At 73.4% G+C, this 24,502-nt stretch carries 23 protein-coding genes and 1 pseudogene; 12 read left to right on the forward strand and 12 right to left on the reverse strand.

Going from position 1 to position 24,502, the window contains the following annotated elements; translation table 11 throughout:
* Positions 1 to 40 precede the first annotated feature (40 nt).
* The gene (locus tag ACIBQ1_RS42235) at positions 41 to 1,456 is read left to right on the forward strand and encodes a 2-oxoadipate dioxygenase/decarboxylase family protein (protein ID WP_397286124.1); all 1,416 of its coding nucleotides are present in this window, start codon (positions 41 to 43) and stop codon (positions 1,454 to 1,456) included.
* Between the two features lie 105 nt (positions 1,457 to 1,561).
* On the opposite strand, the gene ACIBQ1_RS42240 is transcribed toward ACIBQ1_RS42235, so the two are convergent.
* The 3 genes from ACIBQ1_RS42240 to ACIBQ1_RS42250 all read right to left on the reverse strand — a co-directional run bounded on the left by ACIBQ1_RS42240 (position 1,562) and on the right by ACIBQ1_RS42250 (position 4,761).
* Positions 1,562 to 2,317, reverse strand: coding sequence for a GntR family transcriptional regulator (locus ACIBQ1_RS42240; protein WP_397286126.1), 756 nt, complete (start codon positions 2,315 to 2,317; stop codon positions 1,562 to 1,564).
* A gap of 309 nt (positions 2,318 to 2,626) precedes the next feature.
* Entirely contained in the window at positions 2,627 to 3,547 is a 921-nt protein-coding gene (locus ACIBQ1_RS42245; protein ID WP_397286128.1) for a citryl-CoA lyase, read from the reverse strand.
* Positions 3,544 to 4,761 (reverse strand): CaiB/BaiF CoA transferase family protein, encoded by a 1,218-nt coding sequence (locus ACIBQ1_RS42250; protein WP_397286130.1) that lies wholly within the window; start codon positions 4,759 to 4,761, stop codon positions 3,544 to 3,546. The genes ACIBQ1_RS42245 and ACIBQ1_RS42250 overlap by 4 nt, the downstream gene beginning before the upstream one ends.
* Positions 4,762 to 4,929: 168 nt before the next feature.
* Here ACIBQ1_RS42250 and ACIBQ1_RS42255 point away from each other — a divergent pair, with 168 nt between their 5' ends.
* From ACIBQ1_RS42255 to ACIBQ1_RS42265, 3 genes are read left to right on the forward strand one after another with little or no spacing between them, the layout of a single operon-like run.
* The gene (locus ACIBQ1_RS42255) at positions 4,930 to 6,003 is read left to right on the forward strand and encodes an NAD(P)-dependent alcohol dehydrogenase (RefSeq protein WP_397286132.1); all 1,074 of its coding nucleotides are present in this window, start codon (positions 4,930 to 4,932) and stop codon (positions 6,001 to 6,003) included.
* A complete protein-coding gene (locus tag ACIBQ1_RS42260; protein WP_397286134.1) occupies positions 6,000 to 7,400 on the forward strand; it encodes an aldehyde dehydrogenase family protein in 1,401 nt (466 codons plus the stop codon). Before ACIBQ1_RS42255 ends, ACIBQ1_RS42260 begins: the two co-directional genes overlap by 4 nt.
* The gene (locus ACIBQ1_RS42265; protein ID WP_397286136.1) at positions 7,397 to 8,647 is read left to right on the forward strand and encodes a cytochrome P450; all 1,251 of its coding nucleotides are present in this window, start codon (positions 7,397 to 7,399) and stop codon (positions 8,645 to 8,647) included. The genes ACIBQ1_RS42260 and ACIBQ1_RS42265 overlap by 4 nt, the downstream gene beginning before the upstream one ends.
* On the opposite strand, the gene ACIBQ1_RS42270 is transcribed toward ACIBQ1_RS42265, so the two are convergent.
* Complete coding sequence (locus ACIBQ1_RS42270; protein ID WP_397286138.1) at positions 8,648 to 9,139, reverse strand: hemerythrin domain-containing protein; 492 nt, start codon at positions 9,137 to 9,139, stop codon at positions 8,648 to 8,650.
* A 231-nt stretch (positions 9,140 to 9,370) separates the two neighbouring features.
* Here ACIBQ1_RS42270 and ACIBQ1_RS42275 point away from each other — a divergent pair.
* A pseudogene (locus ACIBQ1_RS42275) lies at positions 9,371 to 9,622 on the forward strand (ABC transporter ATP-binding protein); the annotation flags it as partial.
* A gap of 4 nt (positions 9,623 to 9,626) precedes the next feature.
* Here ACIBQ1_RS42275 and ACIBQ1_RS42280 read toward each other — a convergent pair.
* A complete protein-coding gene (locus tag ACIBQ1_RS42280; protein ID WP_397286140.1) occupies positions 9,627 to 10,109 on the reverse strand; it encodes a DUF4396 domain-containing protein in 483 nt (160 codons plus the stop codon).
* Between the two features lie 204 nt (positions 10,110 to 10,313).
* Between ACIBQ1_RS42280 and ACIBQ1_RS42285 the strand changes: the two genes are divergently transcribed.
* A complete protein-coding gene (locus ACIBQ1_RS42285; protein ID WP_397286142.1) occupies positions 10,314 to 10,922 on the forward strand; it encodes a nucleoside/nucleotide kinase family protein in 609 nt (202 codons plus the stop codon).
* Positions 10,923 to 11,130: 208 nt separating this feature from the next.
* Here the strand turns inward: ACIBQ1_RS42285 and ACIBQ1_RS42290 are convergent, their stop codons facing one another.
* The 3 genes from ACIBQ1_RS42290 to ACIBQ1_RS42300 are packed head-to-tail and all read right to left on the reverse strand — an operon-like array spanning position 11,131 to position 13,208.
* On the reverse strand, positions 11,131 to 12,294 hold the full coding sequence (locus tag ACIBQ1_RS42290) for an RNA polymerase sigma factor (RefSeq protein WP_397286144.1): 1,164 nt from the start codon (positions 12,292 to 12,294) through the stop codon (positions 11,131 to 11,133).
* A gap of 3 nt (positions 12,295 to 12,297) precedes the next feature.
* Complete coding sequence (locus tag ACIBQ1_RS42295; protein WP_397286146.1) at positions 12,298 to 12,636, reverse strand: YciI family protein; 339 nt, start codon at positions 12,634 to 12,636, stop codon at positions 12,298 to 12,300.
* 11 nt (positions 12,637 to 12,647) lie between these two features.
* On the reverse strand, positions 12,648 to 13,208 hold the full coding sequence (locus tag ACIBQ1_RS42300) for a dihydrofolate reductase family protein (protein WP_397286148.1): 561 nt from the start codon (positions 13,206 to 13,208) through the stop codon (positions 12,648 to 12,650).
* Between the two features lie 308 nt (positions 13,209 to 13,516).
* On the opposite strand from ACIBQ1_RS42300, the gene ACIBQ1_RS42305 reads away from it, so the two are divergent.
* A complete protein-coding gene (locus ACIBQ1_RS42305) occupies positions 13,517 to 14,140 on the forward strand; it encodes a DivIVA domain-containing protein (protein ID WP_397286150.1) in 624 nt (207 codons plus the stop codon).
* A gap of 34 nt (positions 14,141 to 14,174) precedes the next feature.
* Positions 14,175 to 15,380, forward strand: a complete 1,206-nt coding sequence (locus ACIBQ1_RS42310; RefSeq protein WP_397286151.1) for a hypothetical protein — start codon at positions 14,175 to 14,177, stop codon at positions 15,378 to 15,380.
* 64 nt (positions 15,381 to 15,444) lie between these two features.
* Here the strand turns inward: ACIBQ1_RS42310 and ACIBQ1_RS42315 are convergent, their stop codons facing one another.
* Positions 15,445 to 16,044: a TetR family transcriptional regulator gene (locus ACIBQ1_RS42315; protein WP_397286153.1), complete on the reverse strand. Its 600-nt coding sequence runs from the start codon at positions 16,042 to 16,044 to the stop codon at positions 15,445 to 15,447.
* A gap of 89 nt (positions 16,045 to 16,133) precedes the next feature.
* On the opposite strand from ACIBQ1_RS42315, the gene ACIBQ1_RS42320 reads away from it, so the two are divergent.
* The 3 genes from ACIBQ1_RS42320 (at position 16,134) to ACIBQ1_RS42330 (ending at position 17,848) form a co-directional block, all read left to right on the forward strand.
* Positions 16,134 to 16,706, forward strand: a complete 573-nt coding sequence (locus ACIBQ1_RS42320) for a CGNR zinc finger domain-containing protein (RefSeq protein ID WP_397286155.1) — start codon at positions 16,134 to 16,136, stop codon at positions 16,704 to 16,706.
* Positions 16,706 to 17,263, forward strand: coding sequence for a GNAT family N-acetyltransferase (locus tag ACIBQ1_RS42325; protein WP_397286157.1), 558 nt, complete (start codon positions 16,706 to 16,708; stop codon positions 17,261 to 17,263). The genes ACIBQ1_RS42320 and ACIBQ1_RS42325 overlap by 1 nt, the downstream gene beginning before the upstream one ends.
* A gap of 66 nt (positions 17,264 to 17,329) precedes the next feature.
* The gene (locus tag ACIBQ1_RS42330) at positions 17,330 to 17,848 is read left to right on the forward strand and encodes a nitroreductase family deazaflavin-dependent oxidoreductase (RefSeq protein ID WP_397286159.1); all 519 of its coding nucleotides are present in this window, start codon (positions 17,330 to 17,332) and stop codon (positions 17,846 to 17,848) included.
* A gap of 12 nt (positions 17,849 to 17,860) precedes the next feature.
* Here the strand turns inward: ACIBQ1_RS42330 and ACIBQ1_RS42335 are convergent, their stop codons facing one another.
* Entirely contained in the window at positions 17,861 to 18,952 is a 1,092-nt protein-coding gene (locus tag ACIBQ1_RS42335; protein ID WP_397286161.1) for a 1-aminocyclopropane-1-carboxylate deaminase/D-cysteine desulfhydrase, read from the reverse strand.
* Positions 18,953 to 19,055: 103 nt separating this feature from the next.
* Between ACIBQ1_RS42335 and ACIBQ1_RS42340 the strand changes: the two genes are divergently transcribed.
* Positions 19,056 to 19,973, forward strand: a complete 918-nt coding sequence (locus ACIBQ1_RS42340) for a LysR family transcriptional regulator (protein WP_397286162.1) — start codon at positions 19,056 to 19,058, stop codon at positions 19,971 to 19,973.
* Here ACIBQ1_RS42340 and ACIBQ1_RS42345 read toward each other — a convergent pair.
* Together ACIBQ1_RS42345 and ACIBQ1_RS42350 are read right to left on the reverse strand one after the other, a co-directional pair.
* Positions 19,915 to 22,059, reverse strand: coding sequence for an ATP-binding protein (locus tag ACIBQ1_RS42345; RefSeq protein ID WP_397286164.1), 2,145 nt, complete (start codon positions 22,057 to 22,059; stop codon positions 19,915 to 19,917). The genes ACIBQ1_RS42340 and ACIBQ1_RS42345 overlap by 59 nt on opposite strands.
* Complete coding sequence (locus ACIBQ1_RS42350; RefSeq protein WP_397286166.1) at positions 22,056 to 24,494, reverse strand: LuxR C-terminal-related transcriptional regulator; 2,439 nt, start codon at positions 24,492 to 24,494, stop codon at positions 22,056 to 22,058. Before ACIBQ1_RS42350 ends, ACIBQ1_RS42345 begins: the two co-directional genes overlap by 4 nt.
* Between the last annotated feature and the right edge of the window lie 8 nt (positions 24,495 to 24,502).

A 24,502-nucleotide genomic window follows, 5' to 3' on the forward strand; every position in this document is an offset into this window, starting at 1 on the left:
GCATGCTACTCGCTTCCGGCCGGCGAGGAGAGAAGGCACGATGGTCGACGCGACCGCACTGCGGGCGGCTTTCGCCCGGCGCCTGTCAGCGATGTACGGCACCGAGGTCCCCGCGTACAACACCCTGGTCGAGGTCGCGCAGGAGGTGAACCGCGAGGTGCTGGCCCGGACGGGCGCCGACGCCGAACGGCTCGGTTCCATCGGCCGCGTCACCGCCGAGCGGCACGGCGCGATCCGCGTCGGCACCCCGGCCGAGCTGGCGCAGGTCGCGCGGATCTTCGGCGCCATGGGCATGTACCCCGTCGGCTACTACGACCTGCGCGAGGCGGCCAGCAGCTCCGTGCCGGTCGTCTCCACGGCCTTCCGCCCCGTGGACGAGGCCGAGCTGGCCGCCAACCCCTTCCGCGTGTTCACCTCCATGCTGGTGACGGGCGACCGGCGGTTCTTCGGCGCGGACCTGGAGCGGCGGCTCGGCGAGTTCCTGGGGGCGCGCCGGCTGTTCCCGCCGCGGCTGCTGGAGCTGGCCGACCGCGCCGAGGCCGAGGGCGGCTTGGACGACGAGGCGGCCGAGGAGTTCCTGACGCTGGCCACGCGGGCGTTCGAGCTGTCGGCGGAGCCCGTCTCCCGAGGCTGGTACGCCGAGCTGGAGCGCGTGTCGGCGGTGGCCGCCGACATCGGCGGCGTGGCCTCCACGCACGTCAACCACCTGACCCCGCGCGTGCTCGACATCGACGCGCTCTACGCCCGCATGGGCGAGCGCGGCATCACCATGATCGACGCCATCCAGGGCCCGCCCCGCTGGGACGGCCCCGACCTCCTGCTGCGCCAGACCTCCTTCCGCGCGCTGGCCGAGCCGAGGATGTTCCGGGAGGACGACGGCCGCGTCGTCCGGGACGACCTGCGCGTGCGCTTCGGGGAGGTGGAGGCGCGGGGCATCGCGGTGACGCCCGCGGGACGCGCGCTCTACGACGCGCTGTCCGCCGAGCTGGACCGGGTGCTCGCCGGGCAGCGGGTCACCGCGGAGGAGCGCAACGCGGCCGGCGCCGAGCTGTGGTCGGACCGGGTGCCGCCTACCGAGGCCGAGCTGGTCGCGGGCGACCTCGCCTACTTCACCTTCCACGTCCTGGACGCGCGCCCCGGCGCCGTTCCGCCCGCCGACCTCGCGACCCTCCTGGCGGACGGGTGGGTCGGCGCCCGGCCCATCGTGTACGAGGACTTCCTGCCGCGCTCGGCGGCCGGCATCTTCCAGTCGAACCTGACCTCCGACGGCGCCAAGGACGTGACGGCGGCGGGCGCGGACTTCGGCGCCGACGCGCTGGCCGGGGTGCTCGGCCGTCCGCTGCACGACCCCTACGAGCTGTACGCCTCGATCCGGGCGGCGTCGCTGGCCCGCGTGCGCGACGAGCTGGGCCTGGCCCAGGAGCTCGCCCCGCCCGCGGCCCGCCAGCCCGGCTGAGCCCCGCCCGCGGCTCGTCGGCCCGGCTTGCGCCCCACCGTCGCCCCGCCTGCGGCCCGTCGGCGCGGCTGCGGCCCGTCGGCCCGTCGGCCCGTCTCCGGCTCGTCAGCCCGGCTGCGGCTCGTCGACGATGGAGGCCCACAACGCGTCCACGTCGGCGGGCTCGCCCTGGGCCCTGGCCGCCTGGCGGGCCAGGATGAGGCCGGTGTTGGTCAGGTGGGCCCGCATCGCGAGCACCGCGCCCTCGGCGTCCGCCGCCGCGAGGGCCGCCACGATCGGCTCGTGCTCCTCGTGCACCTGCCGCAGCGTGCGGGACCGGTCGTCCGTGGACGTGCCGAGGATGCGCATGGTGTCGCGCAGCCCGCCGACGATCGCGCGGGCCCTGCCGTTGCCCGCCGCGGCCAGGACACGGTCGTGCAGGGCCTGGTCGAGCTGGAAGAACAAGGCATCGTCGGCCGCCTCGACCGCTGCCGCCATCTCCTCCATGGTCGCCCGCAGCTCCTCGCCGAGCCCGGCCGCGCCACCCCTGGCCGCCCGCCGTACGGCGGGCAGCTCCAGCGCCAGCCGCACCCCGAAGATCTCGACGATCTCCCGGGGGTGCGGCAGCACGACCCGGAACCCGCGGTTGCGCTCGACCTGCACCAGCCCCGCCTCGGCCAGGCGCAGCATCGCCTCCCGGACCGGGCTCCTGGAGACGTTGAGCTGCTCGGCCACCTGGTAGACGGAGTAGAGCCGGCCGGGGACCATCGCGCCCGTGTGCACCGCCCGGCGCACCTCGGAGATCACCTGCTCGGCCAGCGACCGGCCCGCGTGCGGCAACGGCTGCAGCTTCAGCTCGGCGTGTTCGCGGGTCGGCGGCATGTCGGCATGCTACCTGTACGGGACCGGTGGCGATCATGCGCCGGGGTCGTCGTGCCGCGGTCCACCGCCTGTGCCCATTGCCTGTGCCCGCCGTCCGCGCCCGCCGCCGCGAGGGCGGCCGTTTCAGCATCGACCGCTTCCGGGAGATCACGGTCCCCGAGAGCGCCGGGCGGGAGCCGTTCGTGATGGCCGCGGTCACCGTGCCCAGGCCGCCAGCCCGCCCTGCTCCCGGGGACGTCATCGCCATAGAGCGCTGTCCGGGGTTGTCGGGCGGGTCACGCGGCGCTGTGGTCCGGGCGGCCGGGCGGGTCACGCGGTGCCGTGGTTCCGGAGGGGCAGGTCGCGGGGCTTCGGTCCCCGGTAGGCGGGCAGGAGCGGGGGCGGGATGGGGCCCTTGATGCGGCGGCCCTGCCCGTGCTCCTCCCAGGCGTGCGCCAGGACGCCGACCGCGCGCGACACGACGAACAGGCCCCGGCCCAGCTCGGGCGCGAAGCCGAGCTCGCTGTAGACGATGGCGGTGGCGCCGTCGACGTTCATCGGGACCGGCGCGAGCAGCCGCTCGATCTCCAGCCCGATCCGCAGGTACGCGCCCTCGACGATGCCGTCGCGCGCCGCGTCCTCGACCGCCCGCACGAGCGGGTCGCGGCGCGGGTCTCGCGGGTGGAAGCGGTGGCCGAACCCGGGAACGTACCGCCGGGTGCCCCGATACTCGGCCAGCACCCGCGAGACGGCCTCCGTCAGGCCGGCCCCCGCCGGATCGGGCCCTGCCGGGTCGCCTCCTGTCGGGTCGGCTCCCGCTGGGTCGGCTCCTGCCGGGTCGGGTCCCGTCGGGTCGGGTCCCGTCAGAGCGGCGGGGGTCGTCCGCCCCCGGATGTCGGCGAGCACGGCCATGCACTGCTGGCCCGCGCCGCCGTGCACGTCGCCGAGCAGGCCCACGCCCGTGGCCACGGCGGTGTTGAGGCCGACGCCGCAGGTGGCGGCCATGCGGGCGGCGGCGATCGAGGGCGCCTGCGGCCCGTGGTCCACCCCGGACACCAGCGCGGCCTCGAACAGCGCGGACTGGCCGGGCGAGGGCAGGTCGCCGCGCAGCATCAGCCAGATCGTGTCCGCGAACGACAGCCGGCCGATGAGCTGCTCGACGGGATACCCGTGCAGCCGGATGACGCCGGGGGATATGTCGGATATGGCGGTGGACCACCAATCGGTCACCTGCTCTGTGGTCGTGCTCAAACCGCTCCTTCCTCGTGCAGACGGACGATGTCGGACTCGGAGTAGCCGAGGGCGCGCAGCACCGCGTCGGTGTGCTCGCCGAGCTTCGGCGGCGGGCCGGCGGGTGCCAGGGGTCGGCCGTCCACGTGGGCGGCCCCGCCCAGCAGGACCAGCTCGCCGCCGCCGGAGGCGGGGGAGGGCAGCCGGTGCAGCAGGCCGCGGTGCTCGACCTGCGGCGAGCGCAGCGCCTGCGGGACGGTGACCACCGGCGCGGCGGGCACGCCGGCCGGCAGCAGGATCTCGTCCCACTCGGCCGCGGACCTCGTCGTCAACGTCTTCTCCAGCTCCTCGCGCAGGGCGTCGCGGTGGACCTTGCGGTCGTCCCTGGTGCGGAAGCGGGGGTCGCTCAGCAGCTCCGGCCGGCCCAGCACCCGGCAGAGCGCCTCGAACTGCTCCTGCTTGTTGGCAGCGATGTTGAGCCGGCCGTCGGCGGTCTCGAACGTCCCCGACGGCGCCGACGTACGGTTCTCGTTGGCCATGGCGACCGGCTCCCACCCGGCGACGAGGTAGTCCGAGACCACCCAGCCCATCCCCGTGAGCGCCGCGTCCAGCATGGACACGTCCAGGTAGGCGCCCTGCCCGGTGCGGAGCTTGCGGTGCAGGGCGGCGGCCACGGCGAAGGCGGCGGTGATGCCCCCGGCGCTGTCGCACACCGGGTAGCCCACCCGCACGGGCGCGGTGTCCGGGGTGCCGGTGACGCTCATGATGCCCGCCAGGCCCTGGATCACCTGGTCGTAGGCGGGACGCCCGCGCATGGGCCCGGTGGCGCCGAAGCCGGACAGCGCGCAGTAGACCAGGCCGGGGTTGATCTCGCGCAGCCGGTCCCAGCCGAAGCCGAGCTTGTCCAGCACGCCGGGGCGGAAGTTCTCCAGCAGCACGTCGGCCTCGCCGAGCAGCCTGGCGAAGACCTCGCGGCCGGAGTCGTGCTTGAGGTTGACGGTGACCGAGCGCTTGCCCGCGTTCTGCGCCAGGAAGGACACGCCGAGGTTCTCGTCGTTGAGGGCGGGGTCGGCGCCGAGCTGGCGGGCCAGGTCTCCGGTGCCGGGGATCTCCAGCTTGATCACGTCGGCGCCCATGAGGGCGAGCTGGTAGCCGGCGTACGGGCCGGACAGGACGTTCGTCATGTCGAGCACGCGTACGCCGTCGAGCAGCCGCGGTGATGCGTTGTCGGTCATCGATTCCCTGTCCGTACCGCTATGTGGTCCAAAAATACCGTACAGCGGTTCGCGCAGGCATGTCGATGACCCCGGTCTCCGGCACGCCGAGGAATGCTTGACACGCCCGGGGAACCGCCTTAGCGTCGCCATCAATTGGACGGCTCCATCCAAAAACCGGGGAGTGTGATGCGAGCTCAAGCCGCGATCCTGCGCGACCCGGGCAAGCCGTTCACCGTCGAGGACATCTCCCTCGCCCCGCCCGGCCCGGGCGAGGCGCTGGTCCGCGTGGCGGGCGCGGGCATGTGCCACACCGACGTGCTGTTCCGCGGGCTGGCGGAGCTGCCGATGCCGATGGTCTTCGGGCACGAGGGCTCGGGGGTCGTCGAGGCGGTCGGCCCCGGGGTGACCCGCGTGGCGCCCGGCGACCACGTCGTGATGAGCTACGACTCCTGCGGCTGGTGCGGGCGGTGCCTGACCGGCGCGGCCCCGTACTGCGACGAGTTCATGGCACGCAACCTCAGCGGGGTGCGCGCGGACGGATCGACCGGGGCCATCTGCTCCGTCGGCGAGCCCGTCGCGGCCCGCTGGTTCGGCCAGTCCTCCTTCGCCACCCACGCCGTCGCCACCGAGCGCAACCTGGTCACCGTCGACAAGTCGCTGCCGCTGGAGCTGCTCGGCCCGCTGGGCTGCGGCCTGCAGACGGGGGCCGGCTCGGTGCTGATCTCCCTGAACGTCCGCGCGGGCGCCGGCATCGCGGTGTTCGGCGCGGGAGCGGTCGGCCTGGCGGCGGTCATGGCCGCCAAGGCCGCGGGCGCGGACGAGATCGTCGCAGTGGACCTGCACGCCTCCAGGCGCGAGCTGGCCCTGGAGCTCGGCGCCACCCGGGCGCTCGACGGCGCGGACCCCGACCTGGCCGCCGCCGTCGGCCAGGTGGACCACTCCCTCGACACCACCGGCGTGCCGGAGGTGATCCGCACCGCCATCGCCGTGCTGCGCCCGGGCGGGTCGTGCGGCCTGGTCGGCGCGGGCGGCGAGATCACGCTGCCGCCGACCGCGCTCGCCGGGCGCACCGTCCGCTTCATCTTCGAGGGGGACGCCGTGCCCCAGGAGTTCGTGCCGCGGCTGATCCGGCTGTGGCGGCAGGGCCGGTTCCCGTTCGACCGGCTGATCCGCACGTACCCGCTGGACGCGATCAACGACGCCGAACGCGACTCCGCGAGCGGCGCCACGGTCAAGCCCGTCCTGCTGCCGGGCACATGACCGGGTTCGCGATGACCGTCGACGGCGCCGCGGTACCCGGCGCCGGCGCCTTCGACGTCGTCGACCCGGCCACCGGCGAGGTCTTCGCCCAGGCGCCCGACTGCGGAGCCGACCGGCTCGACCAGGCCATGGCGGCCGCGTCCGCGGCCTTCCCGGCCTGGCGGCGCGACGAGAAGCGGCGCCGGGCCCTGCTCAGGGAGGCGGCCGACGCGCTGCGGGCCGCGGCCGGGCGGCTCGCGCCGATCCTCACCGCCGAGCAGGGCAAACCTCTCAAGGACGCCCACCGCGAGATCGCCACCGCCGTGACGTGGCTGCGCTACTACGCCGACCTGGACCTGCCCCGCGAGGTGTCGCAGGACGGCTCCGCCGAGGTGATCCGGCGCCCGCTCGGCGTGGTGGCCGCCATCACGCCGTGGAACTTCCCGATCGCCCTGGCCGCGTGGAAGATCGCACCCGCTCTCCGCGCCGGCAACACGATGGTGCTCAAACCCTCCCCGTACACCCCCTTGACCACCCTGGCGATGGGGGAGACGCTGCGGGCGATCCTCCCGCCCGGCGTGCTGAACGTCATCAGCGGCCGCGACCCGCTCGGCGCCCTCATGACCGCCCATCCCGTGCCCCGCAAGATCAGCTTCACCGGCTCGACGGCCACCGGCAAGCGCGTCGCCGCGGCCGCCGCCGAGGACCTCAAACGGGTCACCCTGGAGCTCGGCGGCAACGACCCCGCCATCGTCCTGGACGACGCCGACCCCGGGCAGATCGCCGACAGCCTGTTCTGGAGCGCGTTCGCCAACAACGGCCAGGTCTGCCTGGCGGTCAAGCGGGTCTACGCCCCTGAACGGCTGTACGCCGACCTCGTCGAGGCGCTGGCCGCACGGGCCCGGTCCGTACGGGTGGACGCCGGCACCGCCGAGGGCGCCCAGCTCGGCCCCATCAACAACCGCCCGCAGTACGAACGCGTCGCCGGCCTGGTCGGCGACGCCCTGGACCGCGGCGCGACGGCCGCGGCCGGTGGCCGGCCGATCGACCGCCCCGGCTACTTCTACCAGCCGACCATCCTGTCCGGCGCGAGCGACGGGACGCGCATCGTCGATGAGGAGCAGTTCGGCCCGGCGCTGCCCGTCATCGCCTACCGCGACCTCGGCGAGGCCGTCGAGCGGGCCAACGGCACCACCTACGGCCTGACGGCGTCGGTGTGGTCGCCCGACCCGGACCGGGCCGCGCGGGTGGCGGCCGAGCTCGACTGCGGCCAGGTCTCGATCAACGCCCACGGCCGCGGCGTCCGCCCCGACCTGCCCTTCGGCGGCCACAAGTGGAGCGGCCTCGGCGTCGAGAACGGCCCCTGGGGCCTGTACGGCTACACCGAGCTCCAAGTCCTGGTAGGGAATGAATCATGAACATGACCATCGAGCAGGCGGGGCTCATGCTGGCCGAGCCCGTCGCCTACGCCGACGAGGCGCGGCTGCACCAGGCGCTCGCCCTGCTACGCCGCGAGGCTCCGGTCCATCTCGTGGAGGCGCCCGAGTACACCCCGTTCTACGCCGTCACCCGGCACGCCGACGTCATGCGGGTCGAGCGCGACAACGCCCTCTGGCTCAGCGCGCCGCGCCCGGTCCTGGGCAAGAGGGCGTTCGAGGAGCACGCCAGGGAGCAGGCGGCGCAGGGCATCCAGCTGCGCACGCTGGTCCACATGGACGACCCGGACCACCGGGTGGTCCGGGCGATCGGCGCCGACTGGTTCCGCCCCAAGGCCATGCGCGACCTGGAGGGCCGGATCCAGGAGCTCGCCCGGCGCTACGTGGACCGGCTGGCCGACCACGGCGGCGAATGCGACTTCGCCACCCAGATCGCGGTGCACTACCCGCTGTACGTCATCCTCTCCCTGCTCGGGCTGCCCGAATCCGACTTCCCCCGCATGCTCAAGCTCACCCAGGAGCTGTTCGGCGGCGCGGACGCGGAGACCAGGCGCGGCGACACCGCCGAGGACCAGTTCGCGGTGCTCCTCGACTTCTTCGCCTACTTCCAGCAGCTCACCGCCGCCCGCCGCGCCCACCCCACCGAGGACCTGGCCTCCGCCATCGCCAACGCCCAGGTGGACGGCCAGCCGCTCGACGACGTGGAGACGGCCTCCTACTACGTCATCATCGCCTCCGCCGGCCACGACACCACCAGCTCCACCGTCGCGGGCGGCCTGCACGCCCTCATCGAACACCCCGCCCAGCTGGCCCGGCTGCGCGAGGACCCCGGTCTGCTGCCGCTCGCGGTCGACGAGATGATCCGCTGGGTCACCCCGGTCAAGGAGTTCATGCGCACGGCCTCGGCCGACACCTCCCTCAACGGCGTGGACATCAAGGCGGGCGAGTCGGTCCTGCTGTCGTACCCCTCGGCCAACCGCGACGAGGAGGTGTTCACCGACCCGTTCGCCTTCGACGTCGGCCGCGACCCCAACCGCCACCTGGCCTTCGGGTTCGGCGTGCACTACTGCCTCGGCGCGGCGCTGGCCCGGATGGAGCTGAAGGCCCTGTTCGCCGAGCTGCTGCCCCGCCTGGAGAGCATCGAGCTCGCCGGCGTACCGGAATGGACCGCCACGACCTTCGTCGGCGGCATCAAGCACCTGCCCATCCGGTACAAACTCCGCCGCTGATCACGTGTCGCCGGAGATCAGGAAGCCGGGCCTGGACCGGCGCCACTCCGGGGCGTCCAGCGCGTCGAGCGCCGCGACGATCCGCTTCTCCTCGTAGACGAAGTGCGTCTCCATCAGCGCGGCGAGGGTGTCCAGCTCGCCGCGCACCCGAACCGGGTCGCGATCCCGGCCGGGGTCGTCGAGGAGCGCCTGCAGCCGCCGCAGCGAGTCCTCCACCAGCCGGTGGTCGCGGCGCAGCTCCTCCAGCACCGGGCGCAGCTCGGGGAAGCTCCGGGCGAGCTCGGGGAAGGCGTCGCCGTCCTCGCCGGTGTGGTGCCGCTCCAGCGCGGAGCAGAAGGTCAGGCAGTGGGCCCGCAGGTCGCGGGGGAGCGCGCCGCCCGCGAGGTGGGCGTCCACGTCCTCGCGCAGCGCCGCGAGCTGCTCGCGGAGCCAGATGTGCACGTCGATCAGCTGGTTGCCGAACGCCGTCAGGCGCCCGTCGGGTGTTTCCATGGTCGTCCCATGTTCCGGCGCCTCCATGCCCTCGGCTGTCTGCTTGCCGGGTGCACCGCGACGCTGGTACGGACCCCATCATCGTTCCGGCGACCCGTCAAATAGGGTGAAGATCGTGGACCCCGGGACCCCGACTGCCGAGGCGCCGGACGGTACCTGTGGTGGCTGGTCACGAGGCAGCTCGGCCGCGTCGCCTGCGGCGCCTTGCTGGGCTCCGCCTGGATGGTCTGCCACACGCTGATCCTCGACGAGGCCACCGCGCTCCTGGACCCGCGAACCGCCCGCCACACCGAGCGCGCCCTGGCCGCCGTGCTCGACGGCCGTACCGTCATCGCCATCGCCCACCGCCTCCAGACCGCCCATGACGCCGACCGGGTGGCGGTCATGCGGGACGGCGGCCTCACCGAGCTCGGCACGCACCACGAGCTCGTCGCGGCCGGCGGCGCGTACGCCAGGCTCTGGCGCTCGTGGCACGGCGGGTGAACGCTCAGTGGCCGTGGTGATATTGGTGCGTCACCGCGTGGCCCTTGCCCCGTGAGATGAGCCACTTGTTCACCGGCGTCGTCAGCACGAAGGCCACCAGCAGCGACGCGGCCAGCGCCACCCAGAACAGCCAGTTCGCCAGGCCGGCGTCCATGGCGCCGGGCACGAGCAGCATCACCGCGTTGTCCAGGATCTCCATGATCGCGATGGAGACGGTGTCGGCGGCCAGCGCCACCCTCAACGCGGTGCGGAAGTCGACACCTGCCCGCAGCACGCCCCGCATGGTCAGCGCGTAACCGAACACGAACGCCAGCGCGACCGCTAACACCACGGTGGTCAGGTTGGACAGGCCGGCGGCGGTGCCGATGACCATGCCCAGCACCTCGCCGATGGCGCAACCGGTCAGGCAGTGCAGGGTCGCCTGCGCGGCCATCCCCCACGTGGCCACGGGCGGGGCCGCATGCTCGTGGTGCTCACTGTGGTCCATACGATGCTCCTTAGTAGAGGGAAAACACATTGTACGGGTATGGGGTATGTCCTCTGCCAGAGCGTCGATACGCTTGCAGCTCATTGGAGACGTACGCGCTCAGTCCGTACGCCGGGACGCACCCCTTGATCCGAGGAGAGCCGTGACCCCCACCCCGCTCCCGGGCGTCCGCGCCTGCTGCTTCCCGCCTGCCGGAGGCGTCCGGTGACCGGCGCGCACCTGATCGAGCGCGTACGCGCGCTGGCCGCCGCCGGCGACCGCGTCGTGGTGGGCATCGCGGGCTGCCCCGGAGCGGGCAAGTCCACGCTGGCCGGCTGGCTGGCCGAGCGCCTCACCGCCGCCGGGCTGCCGGCGGTCTGGGTGCCGATGGACGGCTTCCACCTGGCCGACGTCGAGCTCGAACGCCTCGGGCGGCTGCGGCGCAAGGGCGCCATGGACACCTTCGACGCCCACGGGTACCTGGCGCTCCTGCAGCGCATCCGCGCCGAGACCGGCACCGTCGTCTACGCCCCGTCCTTCGACCGCGAGATCGAGCAGCCGATCGCCGGCGCCATCCCGGTGCCGCCGGCCGCGCGGGTCGTGGTCAGCGAGGGCAACTACCTCCTCGCCGACGAGGACGCGTGGCGGCGGGTGCGGGCGGCCATGACCGAGGTCTGGTACGTCGAGGTCGACGACCGCGCCCGCCTGGACCGCCTCACCCGGCGGCACGTCCAGTTCGGCAAGACCCCTCCCATGCCGCCCGGTGGGTCGCCGAGGTCGACGAGCCCAACGCCACCGCCATCCGAGCCACCCGCGCCCGCGCCGACCTCCTGATCGACCTCGACATCATCTCCCCGCCCCCAAACCCCTGACCCAGCCGTCTGCGAGGGGGGAACGGTGGCGCGTTCGTGGGTGCCCCTGCCGGCCTGAACGCACGTCCACTCGATCAACCCCACCAGGAACCCGGTGGCGAAGACGGGCGGCATGACCGCGAACTCCGGCGACTCGGATGGCTGACGGGTCGGTGACCTGGGACAAGAGGTCAGAGCTCGCCGAGGCGGCGGGTGAGGAAGCGGCGCTCGGCCTCGGTGGTGGCCAGTTCGAGCGCCTTCCGGTACGCGGCCCGCGCCCCCGCGGTGTCGTCCAGGCGGCGCAGCAGTTCGGCCCGGGTGGAGTGGAAGTAGCGGTAGCCGCCGAGATCGAGCGCGTCCACGATCGCCAGCGCCGCCCGCGGCCCCTCCACCTCGGCCACCGCCACCGCGCGGTTCAGCTCGACCACCGCCGAGCCCGTCAGCTCGCGCAGCCGGTCGTAGAGGGCGGCCACGGCCGGCCAGTCGATCCGCTCCTCGGTCTGCAACGCCGCGATGGCCGCCTGCACCGCGTAGGCGCCGCGGGCGCCGAGCGCGAGGGCGCGGTCGAGCAGCGCCTGCCCCTCCTCGATCCGGGCCGCGTCCCACAGGCCGCGATCTTGCTCGTGCAGCAGGACGATCTCGCCGTCACGGACCCGGGCGGCGCGCCGCGAGTCGTGCAGCAGCATCAGCGCCAGCAGCCCGACGGCCTCCGGCTCGCCGGGCACGAGCTCGACGAGGACCCGGGTCAGCCGGACGGCCTCGGCCGCCAGGTCGGCGCGGCCGTCGCCGTACCCCTGGTTGAAGATGAGGTAGAGCACGGAGAGCACCGCCTCCAGGCGGGCGGGCAGCAGGTGCTCCCGGGGGATCCCGAACGGGATCCCGGCCGCCCGGATCTTGTCGCGCGCCCGGGAGAGCCGCCGCTTCATCGTCTCCTCGTTCACCAGGAACGCACGGGCGATCTCCGGGGTGGACAGACCGCCCAGGGCGCGCAGGGTGAGCGCGACCTGGGCCTCGTTCGCCAGCGCGGGATGGCAGCACATGAAGAACAGTTCGAGTCGTTCGTCGGGGACCGCCGACTCGTCCATCGTCACCTCCTCTTCCGGCTCCGGCCGGTCCAGCAGGCGGATCTTCTCCGCATGGGTACGATCCCGGCGAAGGCGGTCGATCGCCCGATGGCGCCCGGTCACCACGAGCCAGGCCCCGGGGTTGTCCGGGACCCCGTCGCGGGCCCAGCGCTCGGCCGCGACCGCGAACGCCTCCTGGGCGGCCTCCTCGGCGACGTCGATGTCGCCGGTGTAGCTCACCAGCGCTGCGAACACGCGGGCCCACTGGTCGCGGAAGATCTCTTCCAGCACCGGCTACCGCTCCACCAGCGGTCGCACCTCGACCGATCCGCCGAGGCGGGCGGCGGGGACGCGGGCGGCGAGCTCCAGCGCGTCGTCGAGGTCGGCGGCCTCGACGATGTAGAACCCGCCGAAGATCTCCTTGGTGTCGGCGAACGGCCCGTCGGTGACCAGCGTCCGGCCGCCCTGGACCCGGACGGTGGTCGCGGTTCCGGCCGGCTGGAGCCGCTCGCCCGAGATCATGCGCTCGTCCCGCATCAGCTCGACGTACTCGGCGGTGATGGCCGCTCGCTCGCCGGCGGTCAGCCCGTCGTACGCCCCGGGACGCTCGTTGATCAGCAGCGCGTATTTCACGGTGGTCTCCTTCACGCCGCCGCGTCGCGGCCGTAGGTGAGGCGGACGGCCGGGCCCACGCGTTCGGCGGACTCGAGAGCCAGGCCGAGGGGCCGGTCGAACAGGCGGCGGCCCTGGCCCACCACGGTCGGGAACACCAGCAGTCGGTACTGGTCGACCAGGTCGTGCGCCCCCAGCGCGGCGACGACGCTGCCGCTGCCGGCGACCACGATATCCCGCTCCCGTTTGCGCTCGGCCGCCTCCTTGACCAGGTCGCCCCGCAGGAAGGCGGAGTTGCTCCACGCCTCGACGCCTTCCGCCGATCGGGAGGCGACGAGCTTGGGGATGGCGTTCATCTTCCGGGAGAACTCGTCGTCCCTGCCGGGCCAGATGCGCGAGAAGCGCCGCCAGGTGGCGCGGCCCAGCAGCATGACCCCGGTGTCCAGCACCTCGCCCAGCGCGAACTTGTCGCCGGCCACCGCCTCGGGCCCGTACCGGAAGGCCCAGCCTCCCCACGGCGTCCCGTCGGCCCCGTCCGGGTCCTCGACGACCAGGTCGAGGGTGACGAACTCGATGACGATCAGCTTGCCCATGTCCTTGGACCCTCCTCGTAGCCGGTTGCTCGGCGGGAGGACGGACGGGGACGGCGCCGGGGGACAGGCAGGCGGTGTGGCCCTGGTCACATCTGGCGGTCCGGGGCGGCCTTTACCTGTGAGCGTCTGGGCCCATGTTTAATCGCACGGTAACGTGTCAACTACTGTGCGTATAAGTTGCCTGGTTGGACGGTCAAGGTTTCGCACCGGTTCCCCCCGATCCGGGGCACCCCTCCATGCCCCGGGACCGGCGCGGGCGCGCCCGGCCGTTCCAGCGCTGACGGTGAAAGGTTCGGTGAAACTCCGTCATGCACATCGAGCACGAAGACCACGTCTACGGCCTCCCGATCCCGGACGGCCACGCCGCCGACGGCGACGGCTTCGTCACCGTGCCGGCCCAGGCCGCCGGCCCGGGACAGCTCACCCTGCTGACTCCCACCGCCGTGCACCACCAGGTCTTCAGCGTGGTCCGGTTGCGGGCCGGCTACGACCTGGCCGAGGTGGACACGTTCCTGTCCACCGTGGAGACCACGATCAGCCTGCTCTGGCAGGACAACGCCCACCTGCGCGAACGTCTCGCCGCGGCCGTCCCGGCCCCGGCCGACACGCTGGCCGCCGCGGAGGAGAGCGCGCGCGAGACCGTTGAGATCGCCCGGCAGGAGGCACGCCGGATCCTGACCGAGGCCCGCGCCGAAGCCGAGCGGCTGCGACTCGACGCCGCCGCCGCGGCCGAGGCGCTGACCCGGACCGCCCGCCTGGCCTACCAGGAGGCCATCGAGGAGCAGCTGAACCAGTTCGACACGGTTCTCACCGACCACGGCCGGCGGCTGCAGGACAGCCTGCACACCCAGCTGGGCCGGCTGCGCACCGTCCTGGAGGACGTCTCCACGCCCGCCCACGGCGCGCGCACCGGCCCCCTCGCGGCCCAGTGATCGATCTCCGCACTCTCGCCAGAAAGGCCGTCACATGTCCTTGCCGATCGGGGGGCCGGTACTGCAGTCGCCGGCGCACGACGCGGCCCTGGGCGCCGCCATGCCGGTCTGGACGGTGTGGGCCGCCGTGGGCCTGGTGGCGCTGTCCACGCTGGCCGGCGCCCACCTGGCGCAGCGCAAGGCCGACCGGATCAGCGTCTGGCTGGCCGTCGCCTCGGCGCTCATGCTCATCACCGCCCTGACCGACGTGATGCCCGACGCCTGGCGGGAGGCCGTCGCGACGCACGTTCCGGTGTGGCTGGTGGCGCTGGCCGGGTTGTTCGGGTATGCCGTCATCACGCACTTCACCCGCCACGGGTGCGCGCACCCGCACGAGGTGGGGCGGCGCGCCCGGCACGCGCCCGGCATGCACAGGCGGGTCGAGCAGGCCGTCAACGCCGCCGTGTACGGGGGAGTGGGCACCGCCGTCGCGCTGAGCCTGCACCGCATGATCGAGGGCGCCACCCTGGTGCTGGCCGCCTCGATCATCGTCGTGGCCGCGCTCATGATCCACTCGGCCGGTGAAGGGCTGGCCCTGACGGCCATGCTCGACCTGGCCCGCAAACCGCTGGTGCCCTGGCTGGCGCTGGCCTGCCTCAGCCCGGCGGCCGGGGTCCTGCTGGCCAGCGTGGCGCCGCTGCCGCCGCAGAGCGTGCCGATCCTGCTGGGCGTGCTCACCGGCGTGCTGCTGCGTACCGCGCTGGTCGGGTTGCAGATGGCCCGCGCCAGCGGCCGGCTGGCGCGCCGTCAGGTCGTCGTCGTGGCCACGGGCGTGCTGGCCGTGGGCGGGCTGCTCGTCATCGCCCAGACCATGCTGGTCGACGAACTGCCCGCCCCGGCCGTACCCGTCGCCGCCGCCCGCCTGGCGGGCAAGCCGTCCATCCCGCAGCCGCGTACGCCGTCGCCCCGGCCCAAGCCGTCGCCCGGGCCGGAGCCGATGACGGCCGGCGAGCTGCGCGCCGCCGTCGCGGCCGGGCGGCTCGGCCTGGAGGCCCTGCTGTCGCGCACCGACCTGGCCACCATCGGCGCCGACGTGGAGACGGTGCTGCGGGCGCTGCCGGGGCGCAGCGCCACCGAGATCACCCGCGTGCTGCGGAGGGGCAGGATCGGCAGCGGCGCCAGCATCGGGGACCTCACCCTGCGCCAGCGTCACTACCTGCTCCTCGCCCTCGGCGTCACCCCGATGAGCCGCGACGGCTGAGCCACGGGGCCACCCCGCTGAGCCCGGGCGGATGAGTCGCGGGATCGCCCGTCCTCAAGGGCGATCACGGGGCGGGGCCGGTGAGGTAGCGCTGGAGCGTCGGTGCCACCCATGCGATGAGCTCGTCGGCCCCGGACGTGGCCAGCGCGTCCACCCGTACGGCGTAGCGGGTGATGACCAGCCCCACGAGCTGGCTGGCCGCGAGCGCCGCGCGCAGCTCGGGACGGTCCACGCCGAGCTTCCCGGTGACCTCGCCGAGCAGGCCGTTCGCGAGGAACTTCCTGATCAGGGCCGCCGCGTGCGCGCTCGTGGCGGCCGAGCGCATCAGGCCCAGCACCGGGCCCGGCTGGTCGACCGCGCCGAGCAGGCCGAGGACGTATCCGGCCAGCCGCTCCCCGAGCGACCCGCGCGGCCCGTCCAGGAGCGTGACCACGGCCCGCTCGGGCTGGAACGCCGCCGTCACGACCGCGCTGAACAACTGCTCCTTGCCGCCGAAGAAGCGGCGGACGAGCGCCGGGTCCACGCCGGCGTTCGCGGCCACCTGGCGCATGCTGGTGGCTTCGTAGCCGCGGGCGCTGAAGGCCCTGGCCGCCGCCGAGACGATCTCTGTCCTGGTGGTCGAGGTCCCCGGCCGCCGCCCGGTCCTGCCTGTGCATGCCTCCACGGCCGCCAAGCTAGAACCCGTACGGGGAGTTGCCCACCCCTATTTAATTCAGATGCTGACGGTTGCAATAATTTGTTAGCGTCAGCATCGTGACGGATGCCGAGTTCCCGATCCTCGGGACGGAACCTCTCGCGGTGGAGCTGGCCAACACGCTGTACGGCACGGGCGAGGCGCGGATCGACTTCCTGGCCGACGCCCGGCGGGTCGGCGAGTGGTTCGCCCTGGTCTCCGGGCGGCACGGGGCGACGGTCCCCATGGGGCCGCACGCGGGCCGGGTGCGGCTGCTGCGCGACTGCGTGCACGCCCTGCTGTCGGCCGCCGTCGAGGGACGCGCTCCCGACGCGGCGCTGGTCGAGCGGGTCAACGGCTTCACGGCGGCGGCGCCGACGTACCTCCGGCTCGACTGGAGCCGCGGCGCGCCGGCCTCGCGCCGGGCCGGCACCGTCACCGGCGCCGCCGCCGTGCTCGGGAGCATCGCCACCTGCTGCGTCGAGCTGTTGACCGGTCCCCAGGCGGGCCGGGTACGGCGCTGCCAGGGCCCCGGCTGCTCCCTGTTCTTCGTCCAGCACCACTCGCGCCGGCGCTGGTGCCACCCCTCGTGCGGGCACCGCGACCGCCAGGCCCGCTATTACCGCCGGCAGCACACCCCCGGAGCGTTCTGATGATCACATGGCGTCGGCTCGGCCAGGAGGACTTCCCCCTGCTGCGTACGTGGCTGGAGCAGCCGCACGTGGCGCTGTGGTGGAACCACGAGACCTCGATGGAGGCGGTGGCCCGCGACTTCGGCCCCGCCGCCCGCGGGGAGGAGCCGTCGGAGGACCTGCTGGTGTTCCTCGACGGCCGGCCGCTCGGGCTGGTCCAGCGGTCCCGGTACGCCGACTACCCCGCCTACCTGGCCGAGCTGGAGGGGGTCACCCCCGTGCCCGACGGCGCGGTGAGCATCGACTACCTCATCGGCGATCCCGCCCAGGTCGGCCGGGGGCTGGGGCCGGAGATGATCGGCGCGGTGATCGAGCGGATCTGGGAGGAGATCCCCGGCGCGTCCTGCGTGCTGGTCCCCGTCTCGGCGGCCAACCGCGCGTCGTGGCGGGCGCTGGAGAAGGCCGGGCTGCGCCGGGTGGCCGAAGGCGAGCTGGAGCCGGACAACCCGATCCACGGGCCCGCCCACTACGTCTACCGGATCGACCGCCCGGCCCGCGCCGACGGCGGGGCCGAGTAGACCAATCGCTTGGTTGGGAAGTATCCTTGGCCCCCGTCGGCAGCGCAACGAGGACACGAGGTCACCGTGGTCGAGCAGCAGCAGTCCAGCGGCGGGTTCATGGCACGCGTCAGCAGCGCGCTGCGCCCGTTCTTCCAGTGGCTCGCCGGCACGAGGGGGTTCGCCCGGGTCGCGCCCAAGATCGTGCCGCCTCTTGATCGTTTCGTCAACCGGATGACGGGCGGCCGCGTGCTCATGGGGGACCAGATGATCCCCCACCTGCTGCTCACCACGACCGGCAGCAAGTCCGGGCAGCTCCGCGAGAGCCCGCTGGCCTGCCTGCCCGAGGAGGGCGGCACGTTCCTCGTGGTCGGCAGCAACTTCGGCAGGGAGCACCACCCCGCCTGGAGCGGCAACCTGCTCAAGACCCCGCAGGCCAGCGTGAGGTTCCGCGGGCGCGTCATCCCCGTCACGGCTGCCCTGCTGGCCGGTGCCGACCGCGAGCAGGCCTGGCAGGCGCTCACCCGCTTCTGGCCGCTGTACCAGGGCTACACCGAGCGCTCCGGCCGCGAGCTGCGCGTCTTCCGCCTGTCGCCGCGTTCCTGATCCCCAGGGGGCTTACGGAGACCGGGTGCCGGCCACGTCGCCGACGACCTGGGGGATCTCGAACAGGTTGGCGGTGTCCCCGGTGTGCAGGAACGCCACGTTCCGGCCCGGCTCGACCCGCCCCGTGCGCACGTGGTCGAGGAGCCCCGCGAAGCCCTTGCCCGTGTAGACGGGGCCGATGAACACCCCGTCCGACCTGGCGAGCTCCTTGATGGCGGCCACGCCCTCCGGCGAGGGCACCGCGTAGTCCTCGCCGATGAACCGCTCGTCGACGTCGATCTCGGCGCGGATGACCTCGTCGGCGGGGACCGCGACCTCCAGCAGCTTGAGGATGTGCTTCACGCGGTCGACGATCACCTCGACGTTGATCCAGTTCCCGGGCCGGTAGTCGCAGATCGCGATGGAGCGGATGACGACCGGGCTCCCCGTCATCAGCTTCGCCGCGATCAGCCCCGGCAGCGCCGTGCCCGTGCCCGCGGTGTGGTAGAGGTAGTCGAGCCGGACCCCGGACGCCCCGGCCTGCTGGATCATCTCCGTGAACGTCAGCGTGTGCGCGACGAAGCCGTAAGGGTGGGCGCCGCCGGTGGGCACGATCAGCGCCCGGTGCCCCCGCGCCGCGAGCTCGGCCTGGCGGGCGTTCATCGCGTCGACGATGCGCTGCTGCTCGTCGGGCGTGTCCCAGTAGGCGCCGCCCCGGGTGGGCATGTAGTGCGTCTCCACGTCCATGATCTTGCTCAGCAGCAGGTTCCCGCGATACTCCGCGAGCTCCCCGTGGCGTCCTTCGTCCCGGGTGAGGAAGAGGATCGGCGTGAGCCCGGCGGCCCGGCAGGCCGCGGCGAACTGCATCCCGGAGTTCGTCAGGTAGACGCCCTGCGTGATGATGTGCGTGACGCCGTCCGCCAGGGCCTGGCCGATGACGAACTCGGCCAGCCGGGTCTTGCTCCCGCTGATGGTGCCCGGCCCCGCCAGGTCCTCCCGCTTGAGGAAGAAGCCGGCCCCGTAGGCGGCCGACAGATTGTCCAGGCGGTGGAAAGGCGTCGGGTAGAAGCCGATCCGCTTGCGCGGCAGCCGATCGACCAGCGCGTCGAGGGCGGCGAGATCCATGGTGGGAAACCCTTCTTCCGGCGGCGTGTCTCCCATGCTCCACCAGCCTGCGGATAAGCACCAGCAAAGTCTGCTAAGGCCAACATTAGGTACGCTAATGTTCGTGCCCGGACAACTGGAGCCCCGCCTCCTCGCCACGCTGGAGGCGGTCGTCAGGCTCGGCTCGTTCGCGGCGGCCGCCGAGGAGCTCGGCTACACGCAGGGGGCCGTCTCCCAGCAGATCGCCGACCTCGAACGGCGGGCGGGCCTGCGCCTCCTCGACCGCCGTCCCGTGCGCCCCACCGCCGCCGGCGCCGTCCTCCTGCGGGCCGAAGGGGCGGTCCGGGCGGCGATGACCCGGGCCCGCACGGAGCTGGAGGCCCTGGACGCCGGGCTGTCGGGCGAGGTACGGCTGGGCGCCTTCGTCTCCGCGGCCGCCGGCATCGTCCCTCCGGCCCTGGCCGCGTTCCGCCGCGCCTGCCCGGGCGTGCGCGTCACGCTGAGCCAGCACGAGACCGAGGACAGCTACCAGCGGCTGCTCCGCGGCGACATCGACCTCGCGGTCACCTTCGACTACGACTGGTTCCCCCTGCCGCCGCCACCGGGCCTGCGGCGTTCGCTGATCGGCCGCGACCCGGTCATGGTCGTGCTCCCCGCCGGCCACGCCCTGGCGGGGCGGGCGTCGCTGAGCCTGGCAGACCTGGCCGACGAGCCGTGGATCGGCACCCCCGTCACCGGCACCCGGCTCGGCCCCCTCGCCGAGCCGGCCCGCTCCGCCGGCCCGCGGGCGCGGCTCGCCTTCGTCGGCGACGACTTCAGGACGGTGCTGCGGCTCGTCGCCCACGGGCTCGGCATCGCCGTGCTGCCCGCGCTGGCGCTCACGGACCCGGTGGCCGGCGTCGTGGCCCGCCCCATCGCCGAGGAGCCCCTCGTACGCTTCCTCTACTGCTGCCGGATCGACACGGCCGGGGCGCCCGCCATCGTCACCCGGTTGGAGACGCGCCTGTCAGCGGTGGCCGCCGGCCTCCTGCGCCCGTCGTGACGGGGGCTCCGGCGCCCTGGCCCCTCCGCCGCGATAGCGAGCCGCTCACCGCGTAGCTCACGGAGCGCCGCGGCCCGAGCCGCGATCCCTGGCGGAACGCGGTCGCGAACGCCGACCGCCCCAGCGCCGCGCGGGCCTGCTCGGTGCAGAGCCTGTGCCAGCTCGCGTGGTAGCTCATCCACTCCGGCGAGGTGCCCACCGCCTGCCACATCACGTGCGCCGCCCCCAGCAGCTCGGCGGCCCGTTCGTGCTCGCCCCGCGCGCCCGCGAGCCACGCCAGCACCTCCAGGCACTGGGTGAGGCACCACCGGTCGTTGATCCCCCCGGTGAACTCGGTGGCCGCCGTCAGCAACGCCTCGGCACGCGGGCGGTCGCCCAGATTCCAGTACGCGACGCCGAGCGCGAGCTGCGCGTACGCGCGGAAGACCAGGGCGTGCCGGCTCTCGCACAGGGCCAGGAGCCGCTCGCCGAACTCGGCGGCCTGGCGGGGAACCTCGTTCGAGCCGTACGCGGCCCCGACGTAGAGGTTGAACATGACGCCGTCGATGTCGTCCATGGCCTCGTGGCGGGCGAGGGACTCCCGCATCAGCGCCAGGCCGCGCTCTGCGTCGCCGGTGAGGAACGCCGCGACGCCCGAGCTGCGGATGCCACGCGCCATGAGCAGCTCATCGCCCTCCCGGCGAGCGCGGGCGACGAATTCCGCCAGCCGCCGCCTGACGGTCACGGCCTGGCCCTGGCGCAGGGCGAGCAGGCAGTCGGCCCAGGTCGCCATCGCACGGCACCGGTCACCCTCCGGCACCAGTTCCAGGCCGCGCCCCAGCCAGTAGCGACCCTCGGTGAACGAGCCGGTCAGGAGCCAGAAGCACCACATCGCCGTCGCGGCGGCCAGCTCCACAGGAGCCAGGGCCGGCTCGCTCAGGCACATCTCGAGGGCGACGCGGATGTTGGGCAGCTCCCGCTGCAGGAGCAGATACCGGTCCAGCTGCTCGGGCACCATCCGGTCGACCCGGTGCTCCGCCACCAGGTCCCGGTAGTGCTCGACGTAGCGCCGGCGCATCCGCCGCGCCTCGGAGGACGGCAGCTGCTCGCAGCCGTACGCGCGCAGGGGCTCCGGCATGCGATATCTGGAGCCGTCCCTGATCAGGACCGACTTGTCCACCAGCCCGGACAGGTGATCGAGCACGTCGAACCGGTCGATGCCGTCGCCGGAGCACACCGCCTCGGCGGTCTCCAGGTCGGCCCCGGAGGGGAACATCCCCAGCCGCGCCCACAGCCGCCGCTCCCCGGCCGAGCAGAGGCGGAAGCTCCACTCCATGGTCGCGCGCATCGTCTGGTGGCGGGGCAGGGCGGCGGGAGTCTTCGCGGCCAGCACGTCGAACCGCTCCTCCAGCTCCCGCGCCAGGCGTTCGAGCGGCATGGAGCGCAGCCGGACCGCGGCCAGCTCGATCGCCAGCGGGATGCCCTCCAGGCGCCGGACCAGCTGCGCCACGGGCGCCACGTTGCGCGCGTTCAGCCGGAAGCCGGGCACGGCGCCCGCCGCGCGCTCCACGAACAGCCGGACGGAGTCGTGCCGGCCGACTTCCCGGACCGTGTGCTCGCAATCAGGGGTGGGCAAGGGAGCGACCATCAGCACCTGCTCGCCGGAGACCCGCAGCGTCTGCCTGCTGGTCGCCAGGACCTGCACCCGGGGCGCGGATTGCAGCAGCCGCTCCACGAACCGGGCGCAGACCGCGCTCAGGTGCTCGCAGTTGTCCAGGACCAGCAGCATCCGCCTGCCGGACAGGTAGTCCACCAGCACGCCCATGAGGTCGCGGCGCACGTCGCGCAGCCCCAGCGCCGTGGCGACCTCCGACTCCAGCAGGTCGCCCGTCTCCAGGGTGGCCAGCTCGACCACCTCCACCCCGTCCTGGTACGCCGCCCGCAGTAGCTCCGCCGCCCTGAGCGCCAGCCGGGTCTTGCCGACGCCGCCCGCGCCCGTCAGGGTGAGCAGCCGGGACTTGCCCAGCAGCTTCCGCACCGTGGACAGCTCCCGCGTTCGCCCAACAAAGGTGGACTTGTCGGTCAGAACGCCGGCGCCGGACGTCATGGGGCGCTCCCGGGAAGGTTGTGGCCCTGCTCGCCGACCCAGGCCGCGATCTGGGCCCGCGAGTTGAACCCGAGCTTGGTCAGGATGTGCTCGACGTGACCCTCCGCCGTGCGCTGGGCGATCACCAGCGCGGAGGCGATGGCCTTGTTGGTCATGCCCTGGGCGACGAGCCGGGCGATCTCCATCTCTCGCCGGGTGAGCGGCGAGGCCTGGGCCGCCGCGGCCGCCGGCTTGGCCGGCTTGGCCGGCTTCACGCTCTGGCACATCGCGTACGCGAGCGCGTCGGCCGGGGTGAGCTCGGTGCCCCGGCGGAAGGCGGCCTCGAACTCCTCCTCGCCCAGTCGTTCGCGCGCCAGCGTCTCGGAGGCTTCGTGCAGGCCCAACAGATAGCCGAACGGGGGCGCGCCGAACGACCGCCAGCGCTCCTGCGAGGCCCCGAACAGCACGGCGGAGCGCTCGGGCGTGCCGTCGGCGGCCATGCACGCCAGCGCCTCGACGCACAGGGCGGTGCCCAGCCGGTCGTCGAAGGGCTCCTTGAGCCGGATGGCCTCGCGCTCCATCTCGACCGCCCGCGCCACGTCGCCCTGCCGCCAGATCTCGATCCCGTACACCCACAGCGTGTATGACGTGAACCAGTGGTCCTCGCGGCCCACGCAGATCTCCAGGCCCTCCTTGAAGCGCGCGACGGCCTCGTCGGAACGGCCGAGGAGCGAGTAGGCGGTGGCCAGGTACAGCAGCGTGTTCACCACCCCCATCTGCGCGTCCACCTCGCGGTAGCCCGCCACCGCCTCCTCCAGCAGGGCCGCCGCGCCGGTGAGGTCGCGCTGGATCAGGGTCGCGAGGCCGGAGACGTAGGAGATCTCGGCGAGGATCGCCGCGTCGTCGAGCTTCTTCGCCAGCTCGCGGACCTCCGTGAGCATGTCCGCCGCCAGCGCGAAGTCGCTCTGCAGGACCGCCAGCCGCGCGTTGACGCACAGGGCGTTGGCACGGGCGATCGTCGGCTCGCCACCCGCCGCAGAGCCCACTGCTGGGCCCGCCGCTGGGCCTGCCGCAGGCCCTGCCGCCTGACCGGGTGCCGGGCCCGTCGCGGGCCCTGCCGCCGGGTCCGCCGCGAGCAGGCGGTCGAGCCAGTCGCGCGGCTCCCGCAGCGAGCCGCTCCCGATCCAGTAGAACCGCAGCGCCGTGGCGATGGCCAGGCCGCGCTCCGCCTCGCCCGGCGTCGTGAGGCAGTAGTCGAGCGCCGTGCGGATGTTGCCGTGCTCGGCGCGCAGCCGCTTGAACCAGGCCACCTGGTCGGGGCCGAACCACTGCCGCTGCCCGCGGTTCGCGAGGTTCTGGAACCAGTCGCGGTGCCTGGCCCTCAGCTCCGCCTCCTCGCCCGACTCGCGCAGCCGGTCACGGCCGTACTGGCGGATCGTCTCCAGCAGCCGGTAGCGCACCGTGGTCTGGTCGCCCTCGCGGGCCAGCACCGACTTGCCCACCAGGCCGACCACCAGGTCGACGATCTCGTCGGGGTCGATGCCGTCGCCGGTGCACACGTGCTCGGCCGCCTCCAGGTCCAGACCGCCGGAGAACACCGAAAGCCGGGCCCAGAGCAGCCGCTCCTGCTCGGTGCAGAGGGCGTAGCTCCAGTCGATCAGCGCCCGCAGCGTCTGCTGGCGTGGCAGCGCGGTCCGGGCCCCCATCGTGAGCAGCCGGAACCGGTCGTCCAGCCGGGCCAGCAACTGCTCCACGGAGATCGCCCGCAGCCGGACGGCGGCCAGTTCGATCGCCAGCGGGATGCCGTCCAGCCGCCGCACGATCCGCGCCACGCTGTCCTGGTTGGCGTCGGTGACCTCGAACCCCGGCAGCACGGACTGGGACCGGTCGGCGAACAGCCGGATCGCGTCGAACTGTTTCAGCGAATCCGTGGACGACCGCGAAATGTCGAAATCCGGCATGGGCAGCGGCGGAACGGCCATCATCTGCTCGCCCACGACGCCGAGCGGCTGCCTGCTGGTGGCCAGGATCCGCAGACCGGGCGCGGCGCGCATGAGCGTCTCGGCCACCGCGGCGCATTCGTCCAGCAGGTGCTCGCAGTTGTCCAGGATGAGGAGCAGTTTCTTGTCACGCAGATGGTCCGTGAGCACCTCGATGGGCGGGCGTACGGAACGGTCCTGGATTTCCAGGGATTCCATCACCGTCTGCACCAGCAATTCCGGGCTCTCCAGCGCGGCGAGCTCGACCAGCCACACGCCGTCGGGACAGCTGCGCCGCAGGTCGAACCCGACGCGCAGGGCCAGGCGGGTCTTGCCGACGCCGCCGACGCCGATCAGCGTCACCAGCCGGGCATCGGACAGCAGCCGCTTGACCTCGGCGATTTCGTGCCGCCGGCCGATGAAGCTGTTGAGCTCGGCCGGAAGGTGGCAGGAAACGTTCGGTGCGGTTGTGGTCATCAATGCTC

The organism is Nonomuraea sp. NPDC050153 (assembly GCF_044460125.1).
Taxonomy (GTDB): domain Bacteria; phylum Actinomycetota; class Actinomycetes; order Streptosporangiales; family Streptosporangiaceae; genus Nonomuraea.